Consider the following 25,433-nt stretch of genomic DNA (forward strand, 5'->3'; position numbering starts at 1 on the left):
AAAGTCATCGCGGTCTATTTTTGAGTGAACATGGCTAAGACCTTTTTTAGGATATCATTGTCTGTCTTAAGACGGGCATTCTCTACTTTAATTTTTTCGATATCTGCTTCAGAATACCCGGTTTTTTCATCTGTGGAATATTTTTTGATCCACCGATAAATGGTTTGTTCTGCTATGCCATGTTCCTCACTTAAATTCTTTACTGAATGACCATTTTCGTACAAACTGACTAGCGTTTTCTTATAGTCGACATCATAGGTTCTTCGGTTTGACATCGATAGACACTCCTTTTCGATAGTTTTTATTCTATCAAAACGTGTCCAGGATTTCATACTAACATCAAGTTGTATTACAGATAAATAGCTTCCCATTGTTGAATACGTAAACAAAAGCGTATAATAGGTATGAAGAGCAAGAGGAGGGGTTTTGTGAATGTGAATAACTATCTGACAGTTTTAGATGAACTCAAATCTGTACCTGATACAAACACAGACAAACTTATTCGTGTTGCTGGTGTGATAACAGAGTATGTTAAAGAAGCTTATGACATTGACTTGATCGTCGTTGGTGGTCTGTCAGTAGAAATCTATACAGAAGGTGGATACACGACACAGGACATCGATTTTGTGGGTGTGAACCATGAGAAAATCATGAAGGCATTGAGTGATCTAGGTTTCCGTCGTGAGGGCAGGAACAGTATCCACGATGAGCTGAAGATTTTTGTCGAAGTTCCTGATTCAGTTTTGAAAGATGCAGATGAACACTATATCAGAAACGTGACCACAGAAGATGGTTTTGAACTGTCCGTTATTGGCGTTGAAGATATTATTAAAGACCGTCTTGTCGCATTGGTGCAGTGGGATGAATTCATGCAGGACGAGTGGATCTATCAATTGATACAAAAGCATCACAGCAAACTGGACATTCCTTATATCAGAAATACTTTGGATAAAGCTGAAAGAGAGTTGTTTGACTATTTTTACGATATAGTTAAAGAAGTAGATGCTTCTGAGAAACGACAATTTGAACTGATTCTGTATCTTCAAAGAGAAGGTATTCCTTATTCGTTATTCGAACTGGGGAAATATGTACTTATTGCTTTTCCAGCAATAAACGGTGAATACTATGGACTGTCGTTATCGCCAATAGTTATGGGGTATACTTACGAAGAAGATGTTGATGGTGAAGATACTTTTGTGGCTATAAGAGATAGTGAGTTAAGACTAAGCGAACTGAGAAATTGGTTAAACTCTATTTCGAATAAGGAAGTAAAAAATATCGATAAGATAAAAGATTACTTAAACGAATTGATAAATGAGTGAATCTGTATCGAAATAATCACTATGTTATAATATAAATGAAGAGAAGGGGCTTATAATGACAAAACTTAAAGTAAACGATCAAGTAATCAAGGCACCAAAAGGAATGAGTGAAATGGAGCTCTTGAAGATGAAAAAGCGTTTGGGACGTGACTTGTCAGCCTCTCCTGAACGGAAACGTCCACGAAACCCTGTCGAGAAACGTGTGTTGAAAGAATGGGAAGACGAACGCGGCGGCGAAAAAATAGGTGAGATTTAGAAAGAATTTAAACGACTCCCAAAACTAGCTTTTAAAGCTTGTTTTGGGAGTTTTTATGGTTTATTAGAGCAGGCGAATAAATTTATAACAGATAAAAAGAAAAAGTCCTTGCATCTTTATCACTTTACATGTAAACTGATAATATCGAAAGGAATGATACCGGTGAGAAAGAATACACTAGCTTCACTCATATGGGTGCGTATTACACGGTTCACTCATCAGAGTGCGTTGCTTTCTAACGAAAATGTAAAAAAATATGACATCACGGCAGCGCAGTTTGACGTACTCAATCAGATCGGCACATATCAGCCTTTGTCGCAGAGTGAGCTGGCTGATAAGATCACGATTTCAGCCGGCGGGATCTCTCGTATGCTGAGCCGGCTTGAACGTGAGGGATACATTGAACGAACCGTTGAATGGAAAACCAAGTGGATCAGCCTGACTGAAAAAGGCCAGATAAAGCTGGATGAAGTCTTTGAAGATCAGCTGGACTTTCAGACGTCACTGATGGACGAGTGTCTGACCAAGGCTGAGCAGAAGAAATTGTATGCTTTAGTGACAAAAGTACAGAAACACACTGAAAAAAAGTTGAACAGCTAACAGCAAGCCAGCTTTTTTTTAACGTATCACTTGACTAGTCAAGTTAAAATCATAAGGAGGAATCATCATGTCGACACTATTAGGACATCACCACATTTCCATGCTGGTGAAAAATGCGAAAGAAACCGATAGATTCTATAAAGATAGTTTAGGGCTGCATCGGGTCAAAGTCACGGTCAACCAGGACGATCCGTCGATGTATCATCTGTTTTACGGAGACAAAACGGGCAGTCCGGGGACAGGATTGACCTTCTTTGAAATGCCGAGCATCGGAAGGACTCACCGAGGGACCAATGCCATCACCCGGATCGGTCTGATGGTCCCGTCAGAAGAAAGCCTGGCATACTGGAAAGCACGTTTTGAAGACTTAGATGTCTATCACGGAAGCATGACCACCTATGCCAAGCGCAAGGGGCTGAAGTTTGAAGACCCGGACGGCCTGCAGCTGGTTCTGCTTGTCGCTGATGGTGAAGAGATGGATACTTGGGATCCTTACGAGCAGTCAGAAGTTCCGGTAGAACATCAGATTCGCGGGATGGGTCCGATCGAAATCACAGTAAGGGATAGCGATAGATTTACTGAAACGTTGACACAGCTTATGAAATACGAAGAGGTTTACAGTGAAAACAACGAAAAGCTGTTTCAGACGGTGAAGGAAGACAGTTACGGTGAGATTTTAGTCAAACAACTGGATGGGCCGGATGAGAAACCGGGACGAGGCAGCGTCCATCATTTAGCCTTGCGTGTGAGTGAAGGATCGGAGCTCCAGTACTGGGATGAAATGGCACGCCAGAACAGATTCCCGTCCTCTGGAGAAGTCGACCGGTATTACTTCAGAAGTGTATACTTCCGAGAGCACAACGGTATCCTCTTTGAAATTGCCACAGATGGCCCCGGGTTCACCGTTGACCAGGACCCTGAGCACTTAGGCAAAGAACTCGTCCTGCCGCCGTTTCTGGAACACAGACGAGAAGAGATCGAAAGCAAACTGGAACCGATCGATTAGCAGCGATACAAAAACTACTGAAACAACAAACTATAAACTAGAAGAAAAAGGAGAGTTTAATCATGGAAAACAAATTAAATATGGGTATTATTTTAGGCAGCACAAGGGACGCTCGCGTCAGCCCGCAGGTCGGCGAATGGGTCAAAGAAATCGCGGACGAACGTGACGACGCCAACTATGAGATCGTCGATATCCTTGAGTACCAATTACCCTTTTTAGGAACCACCGACGGGACAGAACCCGGCATCGCTGCCTGGAATGAAAAAATCGACAGCCTGGACGGTTTTGTCTTTGTGGTTCAGGAATACAACCACAGCTACACAGGCGTACTGAAAAACGCGATCGACCACTTGAGAGAAGCTTGGCACGACAAAGCAGCCGGGATCGTGAGCTACGGTTCGACCGGCGGCGCACGTGCAGCGGAACATCTTCGCGGCGTGTTTGCTGAACTGAAGATCGCTGATGTCCGTGTGCATCCGACCTTGTCTCTGTTCACTGATTTTGAAAACTTCACGACCTTCAACCCCGCCGAGCTGCACTTAGTCAACATGAACGCCATGCTCGATCAGGTCAACGCCTGGAGCAAGGCATTAAAACCGTTAAGAGTCAAAGAAGAGGAAGCAGTAAAATAATCTCAAATAAAGCAAAGCACCTCTTTATTATCCAGTTTTGGACGGATAAAGAGGTGCTTTATTGCATTAAAAAGCTTTAGCTAACTTTGATCCAATATAGAATAAAGTAACAGCGAGAATAACGGATGCATAGATGATCAGATTGTTTAGACTGACGTCGTCAAAGAAAAATATAAGCAGAACGGAGGCACTATATAAGATTTGAGCAGCAAATAGTCTGGATCTGTTTACTTTATTTCCCTGATCATCTAAAGCTTCTTCTCGGGACAAAAACCAGAAGAGGATAAATGATAACCCAATAAGAGTGAAAAAAACTGTGGTGAGCGTATCCATGCCAGAGACAGGATCGAAATTCAAATAATCCAGAAAGAAACTCTGTACCAGAAACAGCACGGATGCGATCGCGTTGATGATGACGAAAGTCCGTGTCAGCCTTCGTCCTTTTGAAACAAGATATATGGCTAAAAGAAAGGCGACGAGATAAATACTGTTGTCGTTACTAAAAGACAGATAGGTTGTGAGGCCCAAAGTCAAAAGCATATCAAAGACAGTCACCGCTTTCCCGCACAGGCCGTTGACCATTCTCAAGACCAAAAGCAGCCAGCCGAGAACCAGCAGCTGGACCGATTCATAGTAAAATAGATTGATAAGTGCAAAGCCGGCAGCCAGAATTGCTGAATAGTCATGTTTCGGATCGATTTCTCGAGCCAGTGCCCAAGTCAAAAAGACGCCGACACCAATAGATAGACCGGATAGAAACGCGCCAGTCACCAGCCATCCTACAGCCGAAGCCGCCAGTGTCAACAGGACGACGAGCCGGTTTGTTTTGTAGTTTAAATCGATTATTCTTCCCAATGTAAAAATAATCATCACTCCTTCATGCGTATACGTCTAATGATAAGTTAATTAGTGCTGTAGTTCAATATCCTGAAAAGTGTTTCTGCAATGACCTGATACCCCATCCCGTTTGGATGAAAGTCATCCGGTGAAAGATACGCGTCTAAGTGGTAGGTAAATAGTTCATAGGTCGGGATATAGGCAAAAGCAGCATCCGAATTGACGATCAGTCGTGTTTCATGATTCCAGTCTAATAAAAAGCGTGCATTTTGAGGGTCGTCCTCGCTGTATGGATTATACAAACCAATGATTGCCAGCTGCGCATCCGGATTGATGGACCGGATCTCACTCAGGATAAATGTCAGATCTTCTTTATAGATGTTGAGCGCCTCTTCAAAGGCAGGGGCGAGCGTCACGTTATCCTCTAAGTTCAGGCGGTTCAAATCGTTGCCGCCGATCGAAAGGATGATCAGCTCGGCACCGGCAATACTTGTCCGGTTTTCTCCGCTCTCGATCAAGTCTGCCAGCTGACTGCTTTCAAAACCCGGGACCGAACTGTTTGTGATGGTTGTATCTGTCTCACTGTCTTCTTCCAGCAGATCCAGATATCTTTCTCCGATCCCCAGGTTTTCTTCGTCTCCAACACCGAAGCCGATGGAGTCGCCGAGGATGAGGATGTCAGAAGCCCCATCCGGCGGCATGACTTCTTCTGGGATATTTTCAGGGGATTCCGTCTGAGTTTCTGTCTGAACATCTGCTTCGCCTCCGCTGATGATGATGGACGTGACGAATCCAAAAACAAACACTAGTGCCAGGATCAGGGCACTCGCTGATACCAGCGGCCAAACGACTTTTTTAAACATGGTGCACCTCCTTGGGCGTGTGATCAGACCAGGACATCTCTGCGGTTAAACACAATGAAGCTGATCGCTATGGAGCCGATCGCCCAGACACTTAGTATTAGAATGGAAAAGTTGAGACTCATACCTTCGACCGGCTGGTAGGATCCGGTCAGGTAGCGGGTGAGATCCAGATTCGTCACGAAGAAATATTTCACCAGCTCCCAGTCGGACAAGAAGAACTGCAGGAACTGGCCGCCGATCAGAGCCGCCATCAGGATGCCGATAGCTGAGGCACTCGTGTCCACGATCAATGAGATCAGCAGGGTAATTGAAGCGACGATGATGGAAACGAACCACACGAGAGAATAGATCAGCAGAGTATACTGATATCTGGGGATCAGTATCGTGGAATCTGAATTCAGTGTGCCTTCAAATAGTGTGAAGCCGGTCACGATGGGTTCGCTGAAGCCCCACTCCTGAAAGAAGAGATAGGAAACCAGGGTCGTCGTGATTCCTATGATAAACACCAAGAGGGTGGTCATTATAAGCAGGGCAATATACTTGCTCAGCAGCACTTTCCACCGGGGGACGGCGCGGGTGAGTAGGATTTTGATCGTCTTTCTGGAAAATTCACTGGAAACGAGGTCGGCCGCCAGGATAGCGATGAGCAAAGGAATGAATAAGGTGATGCCCTGTTCAGCGAAAGACACGTTGAATTTCGCCGCGGTCGGGGTGACTGGATTGATGTCGTTTTCGATAAAATAGTTCAGCTGTTCGATTTCTCTGTCGAAAGAGGCGCGGACTTCCCCGGGAATGGCTTCGTTCTGGCTGCGTTCTTCAAGCTCATCGAGCCGCTGCGTCGTCAGTCCCTGCCAGTCAAAGGCTGTTTCACCAGACTCTGCTTCAAACTGGTCTATATTTCTTTCGTAGGCATAATTCTGTCCATAAGAAAGCAGACCAACAAAGATCAGAAGCAGGATCATGATCAGCGGCATTTTCTTCTTCAATAAAATTTTCATTACTTCATTCCGTACGAGTGCGATCATAACGATCCTCCTCCACTAAATCGTGTGTTTATCGGTAAGTGACAAGAACAGATCTTCCAGGGTACGCTTTTTATGTTCTACATATGTGATGTCAAAGCCTGAAGCGATGAGAGTGTTATTTATTTCTGAAAGCCTTTCTGGGTCAACTGTGGCTCTAAGCGTATGTCCTGCGATCGCTGCTTCCACTTTAAACGTGCTTTTTAAAAGCAACTGAGCTTTTTGTGGATCATCTAATGTCCAGACGACCTCGCCGGTGACCAGAGCATCATCGATCGACGCACTTCGGATGATCCTGCCGTTATTGATGATACTGACGCGGTCGCACATCAGCTGGACTTCACTGATCAGGTGCGATGAGATCAGGACCGAAATGTTTTTTTCGCGGGCCAGATTTTTAACGATCTCTCTGAATTCGTGGATGCCCTGAGGGTCGAGACCGTTCGTCGGCTCATCCAGGATCAGCAGTCTGGGTTTATGAATCAGGGCCTGAGCCAGACCGATACGCTGCTTCATCCCCATGGAATATACAGCCACTTTATCATGGATGCGGTTTTCCATCCCGACTAAGGCGACCGCCTCATCGATGTCTTTTTTTGTCACGTCTTTTGACATGCTGGCGAGCAGTTCAAGATTCCGGTACCCGCTCATATAATCATACAAATCCGGTCCTTCGATGATACAGCCGACATTGGACATCGCTTTGACAAACTCTTTTTTAAGAGAATAGCCGCAGATTTCAACGTCTCCTGAAGTAGGTGTCGACAAGCCGACGATCATCCGCAGGGTCGTTGTTTTCCCGGAACCGTTGGGACCCAGGAAACCGACGATCTCACCCGCTTGGATATCAAAACTGACATCTTCGATGATCAGTTTTTTCTGAATCAGTTTTTTCAAGTGTGAAACCTTTAGTACTGAAGTATCCATGATGAGTCTCCCTTCAGTGAACGGTAAAAAACGTTTATCATACGAGTTTAAGAAAATTTTGAGTTCATTTAATTGACTTCATTGTATCACTTTATGTATAGGTAAAGTAGTCAGACAGCAGCAAAGTCCTGAAAGGCTGTTACTGACGTAGTATGAATTGGATATTTCGTTTTAATTGTTGCAAATGCAACAAAAATGCTGTAGTCTATTCTTATGAAATAAGAAACAGACTTTTGATCAACTTTAAGTGTGAGGTGACACATGAGTGATATTCTAAGAGACATCGGCGTTATCGCCCGGGCACTGGACTCGATCGCGAATATCGAATTCAAAGAGCTGGCTCTCACGAGAGGGCAGTATCTGTATCTGGTCCGAATCGATGAGAACCCGGGAATCATCCCTGACCGACTGGCTGACCTGGTCAAAGTAGACCGCACAACAGCGTCCCGAGCCATCAATAAGCTGGTGAAACAGGACTTCATTGAAAAAAACCCTGACCCGGACAATAGAAAAATCAAGCGGCTGTTTCCAACCGATAAAGGTAAAGAAGCTGCGGACTACATTCGTCGGGAAAACAGGCATTCCAACGGGGTAGCCCTTGAAGGACTGACGCAAGAAGAAAAGAAGAACTTATCTGTTTTGCTGGAAAAAGTAAAGAACAATATCGAAGCAGACTGGAAAGCTGTGAAGCAAGGCGAAACGAGAGAGTATTAAAATCAAGAGCGGAGGATAAAAGCATGATAAAAATCAACGTGGACAAAGAATTCTGGGACCTGTTCCCTGATGCACAGATCAATGTACTGGTCGTCAAAGGACTCGACAATAAAGTGGATGGATCAGATACAGCCTATTTTGAAGGCTTGCTTGAAAAAGGCAAGCAGGAAGCCAAAACTCATCTGACAGAGGAACCCTTCAGTCAGAATCCGGTGATCGATGAGTGGCGCCAGGCCTTCCGTCAGTTCAAAACGAAAAAAGGGGCACGGTCATCCATCGAAGCCCTGCTGAAACGTGCCAGTCAAGACCGGGACTTTTCACCGATCAATCCATTAGTCGATATTTATAACAGTGTGTCTTTAAAGTACGCCGTGCCATGCGGCGGAGAAGATTTGGATGTCATTGAAGGCGACCTGCACTTGGGCAAAGCAAAAGGCGGCGAACCCTTCTTCCCGCTCGGAGCAGAGACTGATGCCCCCGCATTGCCTGAGGAGATCATTTACTATGATGACGAAGGAGCGGTCTGCCGCTGCCTCAACTGGCGTGAAGCCAAGCGGACGATGCTTCAGGAAGACACAGAAAATGCCGTTTTAGTCATTGAGTCCATCAACTCCGAACAGGCCAAACGAGCAGACCAGGCAGCTTCGGAACTGAAAAATCTGGTGGATGCGTATTTCCAGTTGGAAAGTAAAACCTATACGCTCACAAAAGATACCCCGTCTGTCAATGTAGATTAAATAAAAGCACTTTGGTGATCCAGACTGCTAAGAACAGTTGACATCTAGAAAAGAATTGTCAACCCGTCATATAAACTAAGAGCCTTGCGCTTCAGATAGTAATATCATCTGTAGCGCAAGGCTCTTTCTGTATTGTTTCAGGTACTGTAACAGCATACTTCCATTCCAAATTTCTTGATTATTTCAATCTCTAAACGATTCGAAAATAGATCTATTTAGATACGTCGATCAGTCTTTCAGATAAACCGTCATGCCTTTTTCGGTGTCTTTAACGAGGATGTCACCGGAGTGCCGGGAAAGCAGGAAGACCCAGTAGAAGTCTCCCACACAGGACGCCGCATGGATCGAGGCATAGAAGACAAAGAAATATTCGGTGATAAGGCCAAGAGCCATCAAAAGCATCAGGCCGGCTGTAATGAAAACGAAGGGAGCCAGGCAGATCATGATAAAGCTGTTCTTTTGGTAATAGGAATTCGGACTGGTGGCATAGGCCATACCGTTCTTGAAGCCGAAGCTGACTTTTCCGTCCGGATCGAACAGTTTGAAGAAAACGCCGTGTATCAGTTCATGTAGAACGACGAGCACAAAGTAAATCACGAAAAAGGACGCGAGTGAGATCAGAAAGCCGCTCAGGTTATCCATGCCGACGCTATAGCCGAAATCACTGGTTCCAAAAAATACATAGTTAAAAGTAGTGAACAGGACGATGAAGAAGAGGAACAACGGGATGACGGCCATATTTAACCAGAAGATCAGTTTTTTGTCATCCATCAGGTTGTAATCTTTAAGTAAGGTCATAAGTGGAGACACCCTTCCATTATTTATTAACAAGTAGGTATGAATGCATTATAGTCAGTTTACCACAATGAGTTGAGAGAAGATAAAAATCGGTAAATGAAAATAATGATGTACTTATGAAAAATAGTTGTGTATTATAAATATTAGAAAATAATGAGTAATGAATTAAAAGGAGAAAAACATGGATAGATTAATGGAAATCAATGCATTTATAAATGACTTGGTCTGGGGATGGCCGTTTCTCATCTTAATAGTGGGGACGGGTGTCTTCTTAAGTATACTGACAGGATTCATCTCGGTCACTAAGTTCGGTTATGTGATGAAACAGACTTTCTTCAAGATATTCAAAAAAGATCAGGTTGGGGAAGGTGAAATCACGGCTTTTCAGGCAGTGTCGACAGCTCTGGCCGCTACGGTAGGGACAGGGAACATTGCCGGAGTCGGGACAGCAATCGCGATCGGTGGTCCCGGGGCTGTGTTCTGGATGTGGGTTGCTGCCTTGTTCGGGATGGCGACGAAATACGGAGAAGTTGTTTTAGCGATCGTCTACAGAGAGAAGACCGAAGACGGCCGGTTCGTCGGTGGTCCGATGTATTATTTGACGAACGGCGCCAACATGAAGTGGCTGGGCATTCTGTTCGCTCTCTTTGGGGCGATGGCCACCTTTGGTATCGGCAATATGGTCCAGTCAAATTCTGTCGCCGCTTCACTGAATGAGACTTTCGGTATCGAGCCGCTTGTCACGGGGATCGTGCTGGCTGTCCTGTCTGCTTTAGTGATCGTCGGTGGCATCAAAAAAATCGGGAAGGTGACGGAAGTCGTTGTACCTTTCATGGCGGCCATCTACATCCTGGGTGGGCTGATCATTATTCTGGCAAACATCACATTGGTCCCTGAAGCCATAGGTATCATTTTCCGTGAGGCCTTCACAGGAAGTGCTGCAGCAGGCGGATTTGCCGGTTCCACACTGGCCATGTCTCTTAGATATGGTGTGGCCAGAGGGGTGTTCACCAACGAAGCGGGACTGGGAAGTGCACCGATCGCCCACGCCGCCGCGACGACAGATCATCCGGTCCGTCAGGGGCTATGGGGGATCTTTGAAGTATTCGCGGATACCCTCGTTATCTGTACGATCACAGCTTTAGTCATTGTTATGACGGGTTCTGTGGATACGGGACTGGACGGTGCAGCGCTGACGACTTCTGCTTTTAACGAAGGGCTCCCGTTCGGCGGGTACATCGTGACGTTCGGACTGGTTTTCTTTGCCTTTTCCACACTGATCGGCTGGTCTTACTACGGCGAGCGCTGTATCGAGTTCCTGTTCGGACCCAAAGTCATTCTCTTTTACCGACTGGTCTATATCCCATTGATCGTCGTAGGTTCTGTGGGTGGCCTGCGTGCGATATGGGCTCTGGCGGATACGCTGAACGGTCTGATGGCCTTGCCTAACCTGATCGGGCTATTACTGCTCTGTCCGGTCATCATCAAAGCAACGAAAAGCTACTTTGGCCGACACGGTATCTATGAACGGGAAAAAATATAAGTGGAGGAGTCTGGGGCTACGCTGTCCCAGACTCTTTCCTGTTTTCACTCAAGTTAAAGTTTTTCAAACATGAGTGTGACGAGTTTCAATGCGTATCTCCCCAGCTATCTGTTCTAATAATGATATTGGAACAGGTTTTAATGAGAATTTTGTAAATAGTTGTTCCAATATTCGTTTTGCTACACGTTTTGATGCGTTTATTCTTAGAAAGATGTTCTAATAACGTTATTGCGACAAGTTTTAGTACGTATCTTCCTAGAAACCTGTTCTAATACTGATATTGCGACAAGTTTTAGTGACTATCTCCTCAGAAAGGTGTTCTAATAACGTTATTGTGACAAGTTCTGATGAAAAAAGTAAAAAAATGGTGCCAATTACCTCAAGAGGCTGGTTCACAGCATAGAGTGGCTTCCCTAAAACCGGTGACTCAAGCTAATAAGTCGGATAAACTTAAAGCTACACCGCTAGTCTTTTATTTTCACCTGGATCTCGGTCACCATATTATCCTGGTTTTTCTGAATAGAATCGAGGAGCACTTTTTCGTGAAAGTACCCTTCTAGTTCGATACCCTGCCCCCTGCAGTAGTTGATCAGTTTATCATAGGTCAGATATAGCGTGTCCTCGGTCCCCTGATAAACCAGTGACAAATACTCGCCGGCCGGCTTGAGATGGTGTCTATCGTCGTCTATAGGTGCATCGATATATAAATAGTCATAGGATTCGTCTTTTGGATCAGCGAACTTCTTAGTCGTGCTTATCATAAAGCCGTACTCGTTGTTTGGAAGGGTGTACTGGCTTTTCTGATCGACGAGCTGATGTGCTTCATCCAGAACATTCAGCAAAGACGGGTCTTTAAGCGGGTCACTTAATATCAGATAACTGTCATCTAAAGTGATACGATTGATCTCCATATGCGACCGCTCAGCCGTTTCGATGTATTCAAGTTTCCGTGAGATAATATCTTTGATAGTGTGCAGGTCTCGAATTTTTGATTCAATGTCATCCAGCTTGTGTTCCAGCGACAGCGTGTATTCGTTAAAACTGCCTGTTAAAATGTCTCTGATTTCATCAAGCGGCATGCCCAGTTCTCTTAAAGAAAGAATGATGCTCAAATCCATGATCTGCGTCATCGCATAGTAGCGGTAGCCGTTGGTATCCTTGAATTCCGGAGAAAACAGGCCGATCTCATCATAATAATGCAGGGTCCGTTTGTTGATATGGACAAGTTGTGCCAGTTCAGAGATTTTCAGGTACTTGCTGCTCTTCATAAAGCTTCACTCCTTGACTTTACAGCTACTGTATACTTTATGCTTAAGATAGTCAACTAAGATCCAATAAAATTTGGAAGGAGCTCATGCAGTGAATAATATAGGTGTGGTTCTCATCGATAAGGAGAATGAAAAGGAAAGTGCCACCGTATCTAAAAAAGTACTTCCTTATCTGAAAAAAGTGGGCAGAAGGGCTTATGATACGACGTTTGAAGTGATTGCTTTAACTGACTTTCTAGTACCGGTCGACGAGCAGTTAATGGTTTCAGACAAAGGGCATCAGCAGCTGGCAAGAAAAGACGGGTATATCTTTATCGTGCCTACATTTTCAGGTGGGGTACCAGAAGATTACTGTCAGCTTTTCGCAACCATCTCTGAAGAGTTGAACAATAAAAGTGCACTTGTCATCTGTTATGGCTCTGAAAACGACCGGAAGAATACGAAGCAAAGAATCAACGAAGTCCTGCTGCAGTATGATATCGGACTGCCGACGTCAGACATTTTTCTCCCTGAGTACAACTTCTTTGACTGGCATTTAAAAGATGTCATCGAAGATTATGTTGTCTCTCGTGTGAAAGAATTTATCTACTGGACGCAAGCCATGAAGTATCTTAGAAACCTGAAAAAATCGCTGGACTTGGAACGCTTTGTTGCTGATTAACAGTAATCAGATAATATGATGTATAAGCTCTGAATGACCTGAAATGAAGGTGATTGGAGCTTTTTTATTTTTCTTAGAAATTTAAACTCGAGCTAAGCTGCTAGTAGGAATAAGCAAATAAGAATCGTGTTTTAAGTGAGAGGGAGTTGTGATACACTAAATAAAATATATATAAGTACTTATTTGTATACATAACAGGGGGAAAAAGATGACTGATAAATCAAAAATAAACAAAGGGTTTCCTAAAGCTGGGATGGCCGTATTTATCGCTGTTCTAATGGGAGTGGCTGTTTACGAAATGCTCACCTTGGATGCGGGTCTTTCCGCAAGAGAAGACACTGGGATACTTGTGGCAGGCGGCCTTATAGGTTCAGTAGGTGGAATCATTGGTGCCCTGATCGGCTTGAGTATTCAGTATGCCTTTATCAAATTTCCGACTCAGTGGCTGTCCAAAGAGGAATTTGTCTATAAGAATGAGATCTGGGAAGCGATATTCTACTCTAGCGCCATAGGAGTTGTGCTTAACTTTATTCTAAGACTGCTTGACCTTCAGACGAATCTGCTTACCAGTTCTATTGTCAGTGTGATTACTGCCGGACTGTTCCTGTCTTTTTACTTTTCAGGGAGAGAAAAAGAAGCACATATCAAACGTGCTATCACGATCGTTCAAATCATATGGATCGTTTTTGGTGTAGGTTTGGGGATCATATTGAATATTTTGTTTGCTGATGTGATTGTTTAACCGTCAAAATCAAAAAGGAGAGTCGAGCATGTCCACTAAGAAAAGCTTCCAGATTCTATGCGTTTTTGACCTTCTGCTTATAGGCATCTACGTCTTGTACATCGTTCTGCCGGAGAACTATTATCCGGGATATTATCCGATAGGCATTGTGCAGATCATCCTGTTGACAGGTGCGGTGATTTCTCTAAGCTTGTATCTCAGAAACCGTATAATCTTAAAGAAAATAAGCATAATGGATGGTTTATTATTAGCCGGTTATATCTTCTCGATCATGTTTATGGCTTATAGTGTCTTTATCTGGTACGCAGCTATGCCATCGTGATGGGAGAAGTGTGGACAAATACAATTCAAGTAAAAGGAGAATGAGACCAATGGATACAGGAGCACTGATCAAGTCATTAAGGAAAGAACGTCAGCTGACGCAGGAGGAACTGGCTGGCACTATCACCACACGAACCACACTATCCAGTATTGAAAACCGCAATCAGACACTATCGTTTGATTTGCTGGTAAAACTGCTGGACAGACTAAATGTCCGGATGGAGGAATTCCTATTCCTGCTGGAAGAAGGGAAATCCTCGAAAAAGCAGGCAATGTATTTAGAAGTATATACGGACTATTACTCAAAAGGAACGTTGTCTGAAGAGGTTGAAAGTAGAATCTTAGTAGAATATGAAAAAACACATGACTTCTATTACCTTGCTCTTCATACACAAATGCTGGGAATTGAACGGAGAAATAAAGGAAACCTGTCTCCTGAAAGAGAAAAACAGCTTAATAACAATGTACATAAGATAAAAGACCATCTCAATAAAGTGACGCATTGGAACCACATGGAACTGGCTTTATTCATGAACTGTTTATTCCTCTTTGATACCGAATATATTCAAATGGCGTATAAAAGAACAGTAAAGAAACTGGTTTTCAGAAAAAAATTAAGACTGTACCAGGATGACATTGTTCTGTTTCTGCTCAATTGCATTGATCTCTTCCTTGAAAGAGATGAGGATGAACTGGTTGGTTATTTTCTGCAAGAACTGGATCAGCATCTTGTTAGAAAGAATCAACTCTACGAGAAAACACTCACTCATTTTTACCAGGTCATTTTAGATATCCGCCAAGGAAAACCGCAGGAAATCGAGAGAATAATAAAGATATTAAACTATCTGGAATTTATAGGAGAAACAAAGCAAGTGGAAGATTTGAAAAAAGATGTGGAAAAGTATGCGGGTGTTGTCTTGTGAGAAATAATTAAGAAAAAAAATAGTTGAATATTAAAGACAGAATAGAATGAAAAGAGTTTTGACGCAAAGCTTTACATTCTGTTCTTTTTTTATTTATCGTCGGTATACTCGAGGTGTATTGACTAATACTTTGAGAGGAGTGAAAGAATGATACCATACGGCTGGGAAATCGTACCAGAACTATTATCTATTGTAATTGGAGTAACTGCATTACTGTTTAAATTGATGCTATAAACAAACTAGGAGGAGTTTATAATGAAAAAAGTAATTTCTGTATTAATAACTTTAGGATGTATGTTCAGTATAATTATATCAGGATCTGAAAACGTATTGGCTGATGAAGGAACATTAAAAGAACCAATTAATTTAATGAAAACTGGAGATTTTGGTGATTATACAGTTACAGATATTTCTCAATTGGAATATATACAAAAGGTTGCTGAAAATGAAAATATAACATTCAAGGAAGCTCAAGAAAGAGTAATACCATCATCACAATCTAAACAAAGTGTAATGATGACAAGTACTGCAGGTTCTACTATATACAGGAACGTAAGCTGGACCCAAGCATATTCTCGAAACAGTAATTATAAAGCAGAGCTAAGTGCCACTTTTTTAATCAGAGGTTATGGATCTTTTAGACAAATTGATGATTATACACAAGGTTCTGATTCAGCAGCTGGCTCGAGTCAAGCAACCTGGAGAGAGTCTCATTATTATCCTAAAGCTTCTTTACCTCAAACAAAAGTCACTGTAGGAGTAACAGGTAAATTTGTTCTAAAGCGGAATGTTGGGGGAGGAGTGACGGTATCTATTCCAGGTTTCTCAAGCAGTGTAAATACAAGTGGCACAGTGACTTACACATCTAGTAATATGACTATTCAAAAAACATATTCATTGTATTAAGGAGTAACTCAATATGTTGAGAAAAAAATGGATTTTTTATTTACCTATATTACTAATCGTATATATTTCAGGGTGTTCTAACAGCAACAGCAACACCAACCCATATACAGGAGATGCATTAAGGATAAGTATAATTGGAGATATTCCGGATGTTTCTGAAGATAATATTTCATTTTCAACTGTAACGTTTGATGATTTAGCAGATGAAAATAATGCAATGAATGTACAGGGAGATGCATTATTCATAATGCCGGAAAACTTAGTCGAAGCATCTGATGACAAGTATGTTAATGCTTATGAAAAATTAGGAATCCCCGTCTTTTTTATCGGTACAACAAAAGCCCACAGTCCTTTTGTATTTAAAGGTCCTACTTATCAGAACGTGGCAGACGTTTATCCAAAGAGTTATGCAGCCGGGTATTTGTATCATTCAGTGAATGATTATGGCGAACACTGGATATTTGAGGGTGGAGAAGAAGGAGAAGAGCTAACTGAAAATGAGATAAAGAATATATACAGTGATATTTTTAGAACAATCAGCAATATAAATGTAAATTACTAATATAGAAAAGATTATGTGTTTCATCAACCAACAGGAAAAGGAAACTGGATCTTATAAACTGGGGATAGAATAAGCCCGCTATCTTAGGATCCAGTTATTCATTTAAAAAAGTCACTATGTCTAATAATTGGGCCCTTTGTATCACTCAAAGGGGAAGTTTTTTTCGAGTCTAATGAGAGGATGCGATGAGGTAGTGGATTGGTAGTCGTCCGTCTATATTAGATATTCACCAAGGAAAACCGCAGGAAATTGAGAAAATCATAAAGATACTAAGCTATCTGGAATTTATAGGAGAAACAAAATAAATAAAGGGTTTGAAGAAAGATGTGGAGCAGTATGCAGGTATTTTGTTGTGAACATATTCAATAAAAGGAATATATACGTATACAAATTGAATATCAGTGATAGAATAGAATATACAGTTTTGACGCAAAGCGTTACATTCTATTCTTTTTTTGTTTATCGATGGTATACTCGAGGTGTATTGGCTAATACCTTGAGAGGAGTGAGAGAATGATACCATACGGCTGGGAAATCGCACCAGAACTATTGTCCTTTGTGATCGGCGCAAGTCCAATCTTTTTTAGAGTTTTACTGAAATTTTGATTTAATTTTGTTTTAAGCTAGTGGGATTACCGACTCGCTTCGTCATGTAGGGAAAGCTCTAAATGCGTGGAGATATTATTATTTATGTCAATGGAAGTAAGAGAACAAGTCTTTTTTTTTGTCAAAAATCAAAATATAAAAAAATCGAGGGGGGACATATATGTTGTCTATAAAACAAAAAAACATTGTAACTGCAGGCTACTTTATTTTACTAGTTGCTTCTTTAGGTTTTTATTCTATTTATTTGAATGATAACAACGAAAGTTCTTCGCTTTTTCTATGGGTCGCTTTGATAGGCGCTGGTATATTAGGATGGAAAAACACAAAATTTCAGGGCAGAAAACAACTTGAACTTATCTGTCTAGAATTATTATGTATAGCAAATTTCCTAATCTTTTCCTTTTGGGACAATGAGTATGGTTTAAACTACTTCATTTCTGGAATCATCGGAGCAGTAATGGTTGTCTATATAAGACATAAAAAATTAAATTAAAGGGAGATAATAACTATGAAAATCAACAAAAGAAAAAATCGCAAGGCATTCTTGGGCATAGCAGCAGCTATAGCACTACCTACAAGTATTACCCCATCGATGTCAGTATTTGCAAGTACTGCAAGTACAAAAGAAATTACAAAACAAAATCAGCCATATACTTATGAAAAAACAAGGAAAGCAGGTATTTCCCAATGATCGACTCACTCAATAGAATCAGAAATTTTCGCCAGATTCTATGAACTGTTTTTGAAAAAGAGCTTGTAATTAAGTAGTCTAAAGTTAGTTGATAATAAGATACTAAATTATAAAGTGGGGGGATACGATGTTAAAAATTGTAGGTGGAATAGTAATAGCTACTTTTTCTCTGGCTGCCTGTGAGAATGCAGATACAGCTCAGTATGCCGAAGAAGTTGAAGAGGCAAGCGAAGAGTTATCTGAAGTGGATAACGGGCGGTTCAGCGTAACGACCAGTGTTGAGAGAGATGAAGGTGCGGTAGAGACTGAGACAGAAGGTGTATTCGTGATGACGGACGAAGGGATGGACTGGCAGTCGTCCGTGGTCATGGAAGGACCTGACAGTGACGTCTCAACGAAAACAGAGCTTTCGTCTGTGGATTCAACTACATATGAACGTTTCGGTAGAGTCGATGAGGAAGGCAGATATATCGACCAGGATGGAGAAGTGGTCAATGATGCTGAATGGGTAAAAGCCGAGAAAGACTTTGGCTCTCCTCTGGAACCTTTGCTGGACATAGACCTCGATGAGTCGATGATCGATGACATAACGAAAGAAGAACGAAATGATACGGTGGTTTACACTGTAAATTACTCAGAGGCATTCTTGGAGCAACAGAAAGAAGAAAACCTGTCAGAGTTAGAAGATGAAGTGGAACGTTTACAGGATCTAAACGCTATCGAACAGATCATTCAGTCAGTCGAACACAATATCGCTTATCAGGAAGGCCTTTCTTATGAAGGGATCGTTCTGGAATCAGTCGTCGATAATGAGGGCGTGCTGGTCCAGTACACGCTGGAAACGGAAGTGCAAGAGTCTGTCGCCATCCAGCCAGACAGTGAGCCCGGAAGAATGACAACGACGAATGAGATTGAGATCCGGGAGTATAATGATCCGGGAATCGAAGACATGCTTGATGAGATGGAGTGAATACGCGTAAGACTTAAGTAGACATTTTGGAAGAACCCCCGATCTACATCTATTTATAGATAAAGTGGTCGGGGGGTTATTTAAAAGCTTTTATCGTTGCAGCAACCATTATTTTCCAATTAACTGTAGAGAACAAATGCGAGAATGGTTCTCCTGTTAGTAGAATGTCTCAGTGATTCTAGTTAGTACCGCCCAAGTGAGAATTAATATGAGTACTCCTAATGAGTACTCCATTGGCATTGCTCAAAGAGAATTTAGCCTGAGCACGTCCAATGAACGCCACATTAGCATTGCTCAAAGAGAATTTAGCCTGAGTACGTCCAATGAACGCATCATTGGCATTGCTCAAAGAGAATTTAGCCTGAGTACGTCGAATGAACGCATCATTGGCATTGCTCAAACGGAATTTAGCCTGAGCACGTCGAATGAACGCCCCATTGGCATTGCTTAAACGGAATTCAACCTGAGTACGTCCAATGAACGCCTTATTAGCATCACTCAAAGAGGAGTTGCCGGCAGTGCGCTTAATGAAAATCGTCTGAGTGTTGCTCAAGTGTACTTTTAACATAAAATACCTAACGTAAGTATTCGTTGATACAATCCTCGTATTGTGTGCACCTGCTAAAATGACTCGTCACATTTCAAAATGAACGTCGAAAAATAAAATGGTCGGATTACACTACCGTTTTACCACTTCTCAGCTCAGATGGTATACAATAATAGCATCTGACTCATGTTTAAGTGATCTCGGATTAAAAGAAAAGGGCCGATAAATCATTATAATTTTGGCAAATATATTATGAAGAGGCGCAAAAGTATGTTGAGTACGGATTATATACTAATAATACTGATTATCTACGCTACAATGGTATGGAAAAGTCGAAAATGAATGACTTTAGAAGGGAGGAGAAGTCTAATGGAGAGAAGCAATAACAAAGAACTGCAGCTCATCGCAAAAGTCGTCACGCTTATCATGCTGTCATATATCGTTCCGGTATTTGGCATTGTCTTTTCAACATACATATTAACAAGTTCTGATATCATCAGATATGCAACCTGGGTCAAAGCACTATCCTCGATATCGCTGATCCTTCAGCTAATGGTTATTTTAGGCATGGTCATCGGCTGGCTGACGTGGCTATTCAGTTGAGGCTATGCAAAGATACACTTTCTGATAGGGTACAATATACTCAGGAAACCTAGTGTGGTTAAGTAGAGGAGATGAAGCATTCATCATGACAATGAAACTAAGAATACCTATCTTGTTTGCGATATTGTCGGTCACAGCAGCCGTTTATGAAAGCTTACCAGGATTATTTTTGTCTACTGATAATTACTTCTTGTACAGTTCTCAGTATATATTGACGATTATATCGTTGTTTTATTTGCTTGAAAAAATGAAGTTTAACGAGAAAGAGGTTAAGCTTTCAAGTGGCATGATCATTGTGGCAGCAACCGTAATGTTCGAACTATTTATATAGAAAAATTTAAAGACGACACTAGAGCAAATCTAAAGTCATCTTTAAATCAACTGTTATTATTTATGGTAATCTATTTTCTTGATGAACTGAGCTAATCCATCGATATCGTCAGTGTCTAGAGCACCAATTTTTGTGACGCTGTCTAAATGTGTTCTATTCACTTTCAGTACGCTTCCCACATCGATCCATGATGGTTTTTTCAGACCGGCTTCTTTCCAGTGTTTTATTGGGTAATACTGCTTTCTGATTTTAGAAGATTTACTCTCATACTGGCTTGTCAGTCGAAAAAAGCTTAATTCTTCTTTATACGTTTTTAAGATGAGTACTGGACGTCTCTTCCCACCTGTTCCATCTAAATATGAGACATAAAGTCCTACTACATCATTGGGGCTAATAGTCTTGTTCATCATCTTTGAACCATGCATCGACGTCTTCTTTAGTAGTGAGTTTCTTTACAGGCACATCTTCTGCAGCTTTAGATAAATTCAAGGCTGCTTTTTGCTTATCTGTCAACTTTAATTCAAAAGGTAGTCCGCCATCCGCTACGACGCGTTTGTAAAAGGCATTTAAAACAGCTGTCTGATTTAAACCGAGTTCATTGAAAATGAGATCAGCTTCTTCTGCAAGGTTTTTGTCGATCTGAACTTGGATACGCTTTTTTTCTTTTACACTCATAAGAATACCTCCTAGTACACTATAAGTTAATTATACTCACATTGTACTAGTAAGTGAGTGAAATTACAACATTACTGATTGGCTTAATTTCGATGGAGTAGGCGGGACAATTAATAATGGAACTATTGCTTTCTTGGCGGTGTAAGTTTTGCTACAATAGAGAAAAATAAACATATACATATTGAGGTATACACAAAAAAGATGTTGGGTATATAATACTTTCAAAATTACAGTCGAACATTGATTCATAATCTATTGATTAAAAGTTGAGGGATTATACATACTGAGGATTACTTATTGTACAGTTCTCAATATATATTGACGATTATATCTTTGTTTTACTTATTTGAGAAAATAAAGTTCAACGAGAAAGAGATTAAGCTTTCAAGTGGCATAATCATTGTGGCAGCAACCGTTATGTTCGAAGTGTTTGTATAGAACAATTCAAAGCTAAAAGTGCTAAAACTTAAGATTAGATATAAACATTTACAATCGAGAAGCAAAGTTCTCATCTGATTTTAAATTTTTTGAAGCGACATCAGCTATATTATTATGTGAGGAGAGATAAGTATGGTTAAAGGAATAATTGGCAGTGTATTTATTTTAGCGTCTGCTATTCTTTACAGCACAAAATATTTGTCAGCTGCTTTGATAAGTGTAAACAGTGGTTCATGGGGTGAAGACCGATTTATACAGGCATTAACTTATACCCCGGATATATTTAATCTATTTATATATCTGTCTTTTGGAGCAGGAATACTGTTGATTCTGTGGTATATCAGTGAAATCAACCAGAAAGCTGAAAAAGAGTCGGATAGCATTGATGATTAATTGTTAATAAAATCTCTCGCAGACAGCTCAGACTTAATGAAGTGAACTGTTCGCGAGGGATTTTATTTTATAGTGAAACATTAATATTAATCTAATGCCAACAACCGCTTTCTTGAAGGTGTGAGTTTTGCTACAATAGAAGAAATAAACCTATACATATTGAGAAACTTACAGAAAGGGATGCGGGGATGCCGAATAAAATACTGAACTATCTTAATCTGCTTCTGCGAAGTGCCTTATTTCTTTACCTGCCAGTCGTTTTACTGCTTTCACTCCTGTACCAGATCGTCTTTGGCGTAGCGATGCGTTTTGACTGGCTAACGGTCCTTGGATATTTAGGTGTTGTAGTGAGCTGGATGTATTCGAGATACAAACATAGACTTGAGGAAGAACAAATCAGTGATGTCAAACATCTGGAACGGACATTAAATCAGAACCGCTGGGAAATCATCGACCGCAGAAGAGATACGATCATTGCCAGGCCCACCTTTGACTTGCCTTTTAGTCTGATCATCGATGATAGAGTAGAAATCCACTATAAAGAGGATACAGCGACAATCAGTGGGCCACTGCATTACGTGACGATTTTGTCGGAAACTATTCGCGAAGGATCGCCTGAAAAGAAATGGAAGTTCAGAAAAGTATTCGGACTGATATTCTCATTAATATTCTTTCCACTCCCATTTATCCGAGAAAGTGGTATCTTGTGGGAAGTGGATGTCATGAAGCACAATGCAGATGCATCTGAAAAGGCTGAGGCTATGTTAGTCGAAGGTGAGTTTCAGCCTATAGTCGAAAACATCAACAATGATGGATTGGGCGCAGAAGATACTGATCATATCTTCTACGTTCATGGGGACTCTTCAGTCATCAAGACAGATAAAGATCTGAATTTTGAAGAGACTCTTGTGAGAAATAACAACTTTAATACTTTTAGGAATATCAATCTCACAGGGGACTGGCTCTACTTAACTAATAACGAAACAATGCGTCGGATGAAGACAGACGGGACAGAGGAACAAGTCCTGTATGACCTGGGGTATACCACGGATGTCCATGTTACAGAGGAAGGCATTTACTTCATCAACACGGTGGACCACTTCAACGTTTACCGCATGGATCTGAATGGAGAAAATCTCAAGCGGCTGATGGATGTCGAAGCCAGTGACCTTGCCGTATACGGTGATGAGTTGTTTGTCAGTTATGACAGCGTCGTCGAACGCAGGAATCTTGACGGCACTGGGAATGAAGTGATACTCAATGAATCAGCGAGAGATTTAGTCAGGCATGATGGCTATTATTATTATATTGGCTCTGACGGAAAATTGTATAAACGCAATGAAAATCAGGCATCGGATACAACAGTGCTGGTAGACAGAGCAGTCGGGACGTATACACTGACAGAAGATAAAGTCATTTATACGCTTAGTTCTGACAATGATATTCATCCGAGTCATGGCATTCACGAGACGGACCATAATGGTTCTCCAAGTAAACGCGTCTATGCCACAAACTATGCGGACAGTCTGACCAAAGTTGGAGACTCGATCCTGTTTCGTACCACGAGCGGTCTTGGAACGATGGAAATGAAGCGGTATGATTTGAAAAGCGATAAAATTGGCGGCATCTACATTGAGTGATTCTGTAAAGGATAGCGAACAAGAAATCAATATCAAATATAAAGACCTCTATTCTCATCTAGAGAAAACAGAGGTCTTTTATGATTTATTATAAAAAGTTTGTAAGATTTTGATGGTTGGTGCGTCTTATATATAGGAGGTGAGAAAGCGGTGGAACTTGAAGAGATATACGCATTGTATTTTAAGGATGTATATTACTTTGTATTAAGCTTAACCAGAGATAAGCATCTGGCAGAAGATATTACGTCTGAAACGTTTTTAAAAGCATTGAAGTCTCTGGATAGTTTTAAAGGGGAGAGTGATATTCACGTCTGGCTTTTTCAGATTGCTAAAAACACCTATTACTCCCATCTGAGGAAATCAAAGAAGGAGACGGGACTTGATTCCATAGGAGAAATAGAAGCTGAAACAGATATCGAAAAGATTGTCTCTTCAAAAGAAGAAGCGATGGCTGTACATAAAGTTCTCCATCAGCTTTCTGAACCTTACAAAGAAGTCTTTACGTTGAGGTTATTTGGAGAACTGAGCTTCAAACAGATTGCTGAACTATTTGGTAAAACCGATAACTGGGCTTGTGTGACCTTTTATAGAGCGAAAGTAAAAATAAGAGAAGAAATGAGGAAGAACAAATGAATGTATCCTGCGATGTCATAAGAGATCTTGTCCCGTTATACGCGGAAGATATGCTCAGTGAGGATTCTGTCCAACTGGTGGAAACCCATCTTGAGTACTGTAAGGACTGTCAAAAGTTGCTGGAAGAACTGAACCAGCCATATCCTGCACCAGAAGATCATAACGCTATGCCTTTACTGAAGATAAAATCTGCACTAAGAAAGAAAAAGACACTTTCGATAGCGTTGACGTTTGTATTTACACTATTGTTTTCTGCCATCCTCTTTGCTTTTCTGACTGCACCAAAGTATCTGCCATACAGTGAAGACACTATCCAAGTGAGCGACCAAGCAGACGGGTCTGTCGTCATTATATTCGACGAACAAGTCTCAGGGTATGATATAAACGAGTATGCGTCAGAAGGAGGATCTGGCACGACTTATCATCTCACTACTTGGACGACTATTTGGGATGAATACGTCCAGTCAGACGAGATCGGGACAATTGTCTTGAACGAAGGAGCTGAAACAGTCTCATCGGTTTATTATTATCAGACGGATGGGACAGAGGACCGATTGATATACGGAATCAATGAAATCCCAAATGGAGGAATAGTGACTTTGCCGAGATTGAATCTGTCTTACTTTCTTATGACAGCTGTTCTGTTTGGATTAATAAGCTTAATTATCGCTCTACTGTTTCGTCGACATAAACAAATCGTAAAATGGTCGTTTACGGCATTTTTACTGTCTATCTCTTATGCCGTAGCCCACTTAACAGTGATGGGACTCTCTTCTGCATCCTATAGTTCGACAAGGGATCTGCTGGCTATTATCTTGATTACGATTCCTTTGTTTGCCCTGATATTACTGGGAAAGGACCTTTACAATATGAGAAGAGAACGAAAACGGATAGAGAAATTAAAATAAAAATAGAGTCCGTCATTTACAATACGAGTAAATGACGGACTCTAATGTTTGCGTAAGTGCTGATAAAGCTAAATAATGACAAAAAAATAACCGTCCTTAACTTTGGCAAGTTAACGGTTATTTTTTAGTAATCAAATTTGCTACCGTCTTAAACGGTTCTACATTAGAGGGCATGTATCGAGCATGTCCTCTTTTTCTATTTAAATTATACCATATTAGAAAATTAATGTACAAAGCAACCACTGATATTTCAAAACTTTGGCATACTTCATAAAACCTGCTTGTCGATAAGCGTATGTCAGGATGTTGACCTCTTCTTTTTGTCTATTCTTTTAATATTACTTTGGAGTAAGGATTT

The 25,433-nt window shown here is 41.3% G+C and carries 32 protein-coding genes; 22 read left to right on the plus strand and 10 right to left on the minus strand.

Translation table 11 applies throughout. The annotated features are described in order from the left end of the window. Nucleotides 1–14: 14 nt before the first annotated feature. Complete coding sequence (locus tag BMX84_RS05945; RefSeq protein ID WP_091479429.1) at nucleotides 15–275, minus strand: transposase; 261 nt, start codon at nucleotides 273–275, stop codon at nucleotides 15–17. A 153-nt stretch (nucleotides 276–428) separates the two neighbouring features. Between BMX84_RS05945 and BMX84_RS05950 the strand changes: the two genes are divergently transcribed. The 5 genes from BMX84_RS05950 (at nucleotide 429) to BMX84_RS05970 (ending at nucleotide 3,816) form a co-directional block, all read left to right on the plus strand. Beyond that, entirely contained in the window at nucleotides 429–1,322 is an 894-nt protein-coding gene (locus tag BMX84_RS05950; protein ID WP_091488058.1) for a hypothetical protein, read from the plus strand. A gap of 55 nt (nucleotides 1,323–1,377) precedes the next feature. After that, a complete protein-coding gene (locus BMX84_RS05955) occupies nucleotides 1,378–1,578 on the plus strand; it encodes a hypothetical protein (protein ID WP_091488060.1) in 201 nt (66 codons plus the stop codon). 162 nt (nucleotides 1,579–1,740) lie between these two features. After that, entirely contained in the window at nucleotides 1,741–2,178 is a 438-nt protein-coding gene (locus BMX84_RS05960) for a MarR family winged helix-turn-helix transcriptional regulator (protein WP_091488061.1), read from the plus strand. 67 nt (nucleotides 2,179–2,245) lie between these two features. After that, complete coding sequence (locus BMX84_RS05965; RefSeq protein WP_091488063.1) at nucleotides 2,246–3,184, plus strand: ring-cleaving dioxygenase; 939 nt, start codon at nucleotides 2,246–2,248, stop codon at nucleotides 3,182–3,184. Between the two features lie 62 nt (nucleotides 3,185–3,246). After that, nucleotides 3,247–3,816: an NADPH-dependent FMN reductase gene (locus tag BMX84_RS05970; RefSeq protein ID WP_091488064.1), complete on the plus strand. Its 570-nt coding sequence runs from the start codon at nucleotides 3,247–3,249 to the stop codon at nucleotides 3,814–3,816. 66 nt (nucleotides 3,817–3,882) lie between these two features. Here BMX84_RS05970 and BMX84_RS05975 read toward each other — a convergent pair whose 3' ends face one another. Genes BMX84_RS05975 through BMX84_RS05990 form a run of 4 tightly spaced genes read right to left on the minus strand, consistent with a single transcriptional unit; the run spans nucleotide 3,883 to nucleotide 7,465 of the window. Beyond that, nucleotides 3,883–4,686: a hypothetical protein gene (locus tag BMX84_RS05975; protein ID WP_091488066.1), complete on the minus strand. Its 804-nt coding sequence runs from the start codon at nucleotides 4,684–4,686 to the stop codon at nucleotides 3,883–3,885. A 32-nt stretch (nucleotides 4,687–4,718) separates the two neighbouring features. Beyond that, nucleotides 4,719–5,516 (minus strand): GDSL-type esterase/lipase family protein, encoded by a 798-nt coding sequence (locus BMX84_RS05980; protein ID WP_091488068.1) that lies wholly within the window; start codon nucleotides 5,514–5,516, stop codon nucleotides 4,719–4,721. 23 nt (nucleotides 5,517–5,539) lie between these two features. After that, complete coding sequence (locus BMX84_RS05985; RefSeq protein WP_091488070.1) at nucleotides 5,540–6,541, minus strand: ABC transporter permease; 1,002 nt, start codon at nucleotides 6,539–6,541, stop codon at nucleotides 5,540–5,542. A gap of 15 nt (nucleotides 6,542–6,556) precedes the next feature. Then, nucleotides 6,557–7,465, minus strand: a complete 909-nt coding sequence (locus tag BMX84_RS05990) for an ABC transporter ATP-binding protein (RefSeq protein WP_091488072.1) — start codon at nucleotides 7,463–7,465, stop codon at nucleotides 6,557–6,559. 261 nt (nucleotides 7,466–7,726) lie between these two features. On the opposite strand from BMX84_RS05990, the gene BMX84_RS05995 reads away from it, so the two are divergent. Together BMX84_RS05995 and BMX84_RS06000 are read left to right on the plus strand one after the other, a co-directional pair. After that, a complete protein-coding gene (locus tag BMX84_RS05995) occupies nucleotides 7,727–8,179 on the plus strand; it encodes a MarR family winged helix-turn-helix transcriptional regulator (protein WP_091488074.1) in 453 nt (150 codons plus the stop codon). 26 nt (nucleotides 8,180–8,205) lie between these two features. Then, complete coding sequence (locus tag BMX84_RS06000; RefSeq protein WP_091488167.1) at nucleotides 8,206–8,916, plus strand: B3/B4 domain-containing protein; 711 nt, start codon at nucleotides 8,206–8,208, stop codon at nucleotides 8,914–8,916. 228 nt (nucleotides 8,917–9,144) lie between these two features. Here BMX84_RS06000 and BMX84_RS06005 read toward each other — a convergent pair whose 3' ends face one another. After that, nucleotides 9,145–9,714 (minus strand): DUF3267 domain-containing protein, encoded by a 570-nt coding sequence (locus BMX84_RS06005; RefSeq protein ID WP_091488075.1) that lies wholly within the window; start codon nucleotides 9,712–9,714, stop codon nucleotides 9,145–9,147. A 181-nt stretch (nucleotides 9,715–9,895) separates the two neighbouring features. Here BMX84_RS06005 and BMX84_RS06010 point away from each other — a divergent pair, with 181 nt between their 5' ends. Further along, entirely contained in the window at nucleotides 9,896–11,257 is a 1,362-nt protein-coding gene (locus tag BMX84_RS06010; protein WP_091488077.1) for an alanine/glycine:cation symporter family protein, read from the plus strand. 464 nt (nucleotides 11,258–11,721) lie between these two features. On the opposite strand, the gene BMX84_RS06015 is transcribed toward BMX84_RS06010, so the two are convergent. Further along, entirely contained in the window at nucleotides 11,722–12,525 is an 804-nt protein-coding gene (locus BMX84_RS06015; RefSeq protein ID WP_091488079.1) for a MerR family transcriptional regulator, read from the minus strand. Between the two features lie 91 nt (nucleotides 12,526–12,616). Here BMX84_RS06015 and BMX84_RS06020 point away from each other — a divergent pair, with 91 nt between their 5' ends. From BMX84_RS06020 to BMX84_RS06060, 9 genes are all read left to right on the plus strand, one after another. Further along, a complete protein-coding gene (locus BMX84_RS06020; protein ID WP_091488080.1) occupies nucleotides 12,617–13,186 on the plus strand; it encodes an NADPH-dependent FMN reductase family protein in 570 nt (189 codons plus the stop codon). A 208-nt stretch (nucleotides 13,187–13,394) separates the two neighbouring features. Continuing rightward, on the plus strand, nucleotides 13,395–13,928 hold the full coding sequence (locus BMX84_RS06025) for a hypothetical protein (protein ID WP_091488081.1): 534 nt from the start codon (nucleotides 13,395–13,397) through the stop codon (nucleotides 13,926–13,928). Nucleotides 13,929–13,956: 28 nt separating this feature from the next. Continuing rightward, a complete protein-coding gene (locus tag BMX84_RS06030; RefSeq protein ID WP_091488083.1) occupies nucleotides 13,957–14,250 on the plus strand; it encodes a hypothetical protein in 294 nt (97 codons plus the stop codon). Nucleotides 14,251–14,299: 49 nt separating this feature from the next. Next, entirely contained in the window at nucleotides 14,300–15,172 is an 873-nt protein-coding gene (locus tag BMX84_RS06035; RefSeq protein ID WP_177165482.1) for a helix-turn-helix domain-containing protein, read from the plus strand. 255 nt (nucleotides 15,173–15,427) lie between these two features. Next, nucleotides 15,428–16,078, plus strand: coding sequence for a hypothetical protein (locus BMX84_RS06040; protein ID WP_091488087.1), 651 nt, complete (start codon nucleotides 15,428–15,430; stop codon nucleotides 16,076–16,078). Nucleotides 16,079–16,091: 13 nt separating this feature from the next. Then, nucleotides 16,092–16,640 carry a hypothetical protein gene (locus BMX84_RS06045; RefSeq protein WP_091488088.1) on the plus strand — a complete coding sequence of 183 codons (549 nt, stop codon included), beginning with the start codon at nucleotides 16,092–16,094 and terminating at the stop codon, nucleotides 16,638–16,640. 766 nt (nucleotides 16,641–17,406) lie between these two features. After that, nucleotides 17,407–17,739, plus strand: a complete 333-nt coding sequence (locus BMX84_RS06050) for a hypothetical protein (RefSeq protein WP_091488090.1) — start codon at nucleotides 17,407–17,409, stop codon at nucleotides 17,737–17,739. Between the two features lie 15 nt (nucleotides 17,740–17,754). Further along, complete coding sequence (locus BMX84_RS06055) at nucleotides 17,755–17,937, plus strand: hypothetical protein (protein ID WP_091488091.1); 183 nt, start codon at nucleotides 17,755–17,757, stop codon at nucleotides 17,935–17,937. Nucleotides 17,938–18,064: 127 nt separating this feature from the next. Next, a complete protein-coding gene (locus BMX84_RS06060; protein WP_091488093.1) occupies nucleotides 18,065–18,907 on the plus strand; it encodes a hypothetical protein in 843 nt (280 codons plus the stop codon). A gap of 178 nt (nucleotides 18,908–19,085) precedes the next feature. Here BMX84_RS06060 and BMX84_RS06065 read toward each other — a convergent pair whose 3' ends face one another. Further along, nucleotides 19,086–19,475, minus strand: coding sequence for a hypothetical protein (locus tag BMX84_RS06065; RefSeq protein WP_091488094.1), 390 nt, complete (start codon nucleotides 19,473–19,475; stop codon nucleotides 19,086–19,088). 348 nt (nucleotides 19,476–19,823) lie between these two features. Between BMX84_RS06065 and BMX84_RS06070 the strand changes: the two genes are divergently transcribed. After that, nucleotides 19,824–20,057, plus strand: a complete 234-nt coding sequence (locus tag BMX84_RS06070; RefSeq protein ID WP_091488096.1) for a hypothetical protein — start codon at nucleotides 19,824–19,826, stop codon at nucleotides 20,055–20,057. A gap of 387 nt (nucleotides 20,058–20,444) precedes the next feature. Here the strand turns inward: BMX84_RS06070 and BMX84_RS06080 are convergent, their stop codons facing one another. Together BMX84_RS06080 and BMX84_RS06085 are read right to left on the minus strand one after the other, a co-directional pair. Then, the gene (locus BMX84_RS06080; RefSeq protein WP_091488099.1) at nucleotides 20,445–20,813 is read right to left on the minus strand and encodes a type II toxin-antitoxin system PemK/MazF family toxin; all 369 of its coding nucleotides are present in this window, start codon (nucleotides 20,811–20,813) and stop codon (nucleotides 20,445–20,447) included. Beyond that, nucleotides 20,779–21,063: a type II toxin-antitoxin system RelB/DinJ family antitoxin gene (locus BMX84_RS06085; RefSeq protein ID WP_091488101.1), complete on the minus strand. Its 285-nt coding sequence runs from the start codon at nucleotides 21,061–21,063 to the stop codon at nucleotides 20,779–20,781. Before BMX84_RS06085 ends, BMX84_RS06080 begins: the two co-directional genes overlap by 35 nt. Nucleotides 21,064–21,633: 570 nt before the next feature. On the opposite strand from BMX84_RS06085, the gene BMX84_RS06090 reads away from it, so the two are divergent. From BMX84_RS06090 to BMX84_RS06105, 4 genes are all read left to right on the plus strand, one after another. Then, nucleotides 21,634–21,894, plus strand: coding sequence for a hypothetical protein (locus BMX84_RS06090; protein WP_091488102.1), 261 nt, complete (start codon nucleotides 21,634–21,636; stop codon nucleotides 21,892–21,894). Between the two features lie 188 nt (nucleotides 21,895–22,082). Beyond that, nucleotides 22,083–23,534 (plus strand): DUF5050 domain-containing protein, encoded by a 1,452-nt coding sequence (locus BMX84_RS06095; RefSeq protein ID WP_091488104.1) that lies wholly within the window; start codon nucleotides 22,083–22,085, stop codon nucleotides 23,532–23,534. A 150-nt stretch (nucleotides 23,535–23,684) separates the two neighbouring features. Beyond that, entirely contained in the window at nucleotides 23,685–24,167 is a 483-nt protein-coding gene (locus tag BMX84_RS06100) for an RNA polymerase sigma factor (protein WP_091488106.1), read from the plus strand. Then, nucleotides 24,164–25,075: a zf-HC2 domain-containing protein gene (locus BMX84_RS06105; protein ID WP_091488107.1), complete on the plus strand. Its 912-nt coding sequence runs from the start codon at nucleotides 24,164–24,166 to the stop codon at nucleotides 25,073–25,075. Before BMX84_RS06100 ends, BMX84_RS06105 begins: the two co-directional genes overlap by 4 nt. The last annotated feature ends 358 nt before the right edge of the window (nucleotides 25,076–25,433 follow it).

Origin of the sequence: Alkalibacterium putridalgicola, from assembly GCF_900109825.1 — a bacterium.
GTDB lineage: Bacteria > Bacillota > Bacilli > Lactobacillales > Carnobacteriaceae_A > Alkalibacterium > Alkalibacterium putridalgicola.

Bases quoted from the DNA above. Each gene is read 5' to 3' on its own strand.
- BMX84_RS06025 (WP_091488081.1), top strand. From the start codon at position 13,395: ATGACTGATAAATCAAAAATAAACAAAGGGTTTCCTAAAGCTGGGATG.
- BMX84_RS06060 (WP_091488093.1), top strand. From the start codon at position 18,065: ATGTTAAAAATTGTAGGTGGAATAGTAATAGCTACTTTTTCTCTGGCT.
- BMX84_RS06030 (WP_091488083.1), top strand. From the start codon at position 13,957: ATGTCCACTAAGAAAAGCTTCCAGATTCTATGCGTTTTTGACCTTCTG.
- BMX84_RS06010 (WP_091488077.1), top strand. From the start codon at position 9,896: ATGGATAGATTAATGGAAATCAATGCATTTATAAATGACTTGGTCTGG.
- BMX84_RS06015 (WP_091488079.1), bottom strand. From the start codon at position 12,525: ATGAAGAGCAGCAAGTACCTGAAAATCTCTGAACTGGCACAACTTGTC.
- BMX84_RS06065 (WP_091488094.1), bottom strand. From the start codon at position 19,475: ATGTTAAAAGTACACTTGAGCAACACTCAGACGATTTTCATTAAGCGC.
- BMX84_RS06045 (WP_091488088.1), top strand. From the start codon at position 16,092: ATGTTGAGAAAAAAATGGATTTTTTATTTACCTATATTACTAATCGTA.
- BMX84_RS05990 (WP_091488072.1), bottom strand. From the start codon at position 7,465: ATGGATACTTCAGTACTAAAGGTTTCACACTTGAAAAAACTGATTCAG.
- BMX84_RS05970 (WP_091488064.1), top strand. From the start codon at position 3,247: ATGGAAAACAAATTAAATATGGGTATTATTTTAGGCAGCACAAGGGAC.
- BMX84_RS06005 (WP_091488075.1), bottom strand. From the start codon at position 9,714: ATGACCTTACTTAAAGATTACAACCTGATGGATGACAAAAAACTGATC.
- BMX84_RS05955 (WP_091488060.1), top strand. From the start codon at position 1,378: ATGACAAAACTTAAAGTAAACGATCAAGTAATCAAGGCACCAAAAGGA.
- BMX84_RS06035 (WP_177165482.1), top strand. From the start codon at position 14,300: ATGGATACAGGAGCACTGATCAAGTCATTAAGGAAAGAACGTCAGCTG.
- BMX84_RS05980 (WP_091488068.1), bottom strand. From the start codon at position 5,516: ATGTTTAAAAAAGTCGTTTGGCCGCTGGTATCAGCGAGTGCCCTGATC.
- BMX84_RS05975 (WP_091488066.1), bottom strand. From the start codon at position 4,686: ATGATTATTTTTACATTGGGAAGAATAATCGATTTAAACTACAAAACA.
- BMX84_RS06105 (WP_091488107.1), top strand. From the start codon at position 24,164: ATGAATGTATCCTGCGATGTCATAAGAGATCTTGTCCCGTTATACGCG.
- BMX84_RS05965 (WP_091488063.1), top strand. From the start codon at position 2,246: ATGTCGACACTATTAGGACATCACCACATTTCCATGCTGGTGAAAAAT.
- BMX84_RS06080 (WP_091488099.1), bottom strand. From the start codon at position 20,813: ATGCATGGTTCAAAGATGATGAACAAGACTATTAGCCCCAATGATGTA.
- BMX84_RS05985 (WP_091488070.1), bottom strand. From the start codon at position 6,541: ATGATCGCACTCGTACGGAATGAAGTAATGAAAATTTTATTGAAGAAG.
- BMX84_RS06085 (WP_091488101.1), bottom strand. From the start codon at position 21,063: ATGAGTGTAAAAGAAAAAAAGCGTATCCAAGTTCAGATCGACAAAAAC.
- BMX84_RS06040 (WP_091488087.1), top strand. From the start codon at position 15,428: ATGAAAAAAGTAATTTCTGTATTAATAACTTTAGGATGTATGTTCAGT.
- BMX84_RS05945 (WP_091479429.1), bottom strand. From the start codon at position 275: ATGTCAAACCGAAGAACCTATGATGTCGACTATAAGAAAACGCTAGTC.
- BMX84_RS06070 (WP_091488096.1), top strand. From the start codon at position 19,824: ATGGAGAGAAGCAATAACAAAGAACTGCAGCTCATCGCAAAAGTCGTC.
- BMX84_RS06090 (WP_091488102.1), top strand. From the start codon at position 21,634: ATGGTTAAAGGAATAATTGGCAGTGTATTTATTTTAGCGTCTGCTATT.
- BMX84_RS06095 (WP_091488104.1), top strand. From the start codon at position 22,083: ATGCCGAATAAAATACTGAACTATCTTAATCTGCTTCTGCGAAGTGCC.
- BMX84_RS06055 (WP_091488091.1), top strand. From the start codon at position 17,755: ATGAAAATCAACAAAAGAAAAAATCGCAAGGCATTCTTGGGCATAGCA.
- BMX84_RS05995 (WP_091488074.1), top strand. From the start codon at position 7,727: ATGAGTGATATTCTAAGAGACATCGGCGTTATCGCCCGGGCACTGGAC.
- BMX84_RS06050 (WP_091488090.1), top strand. From the start codon at position 17,407: ATGTTGTCTATAAAACAAAAAAACATTGTAACTGCAGGCTACTTTATT.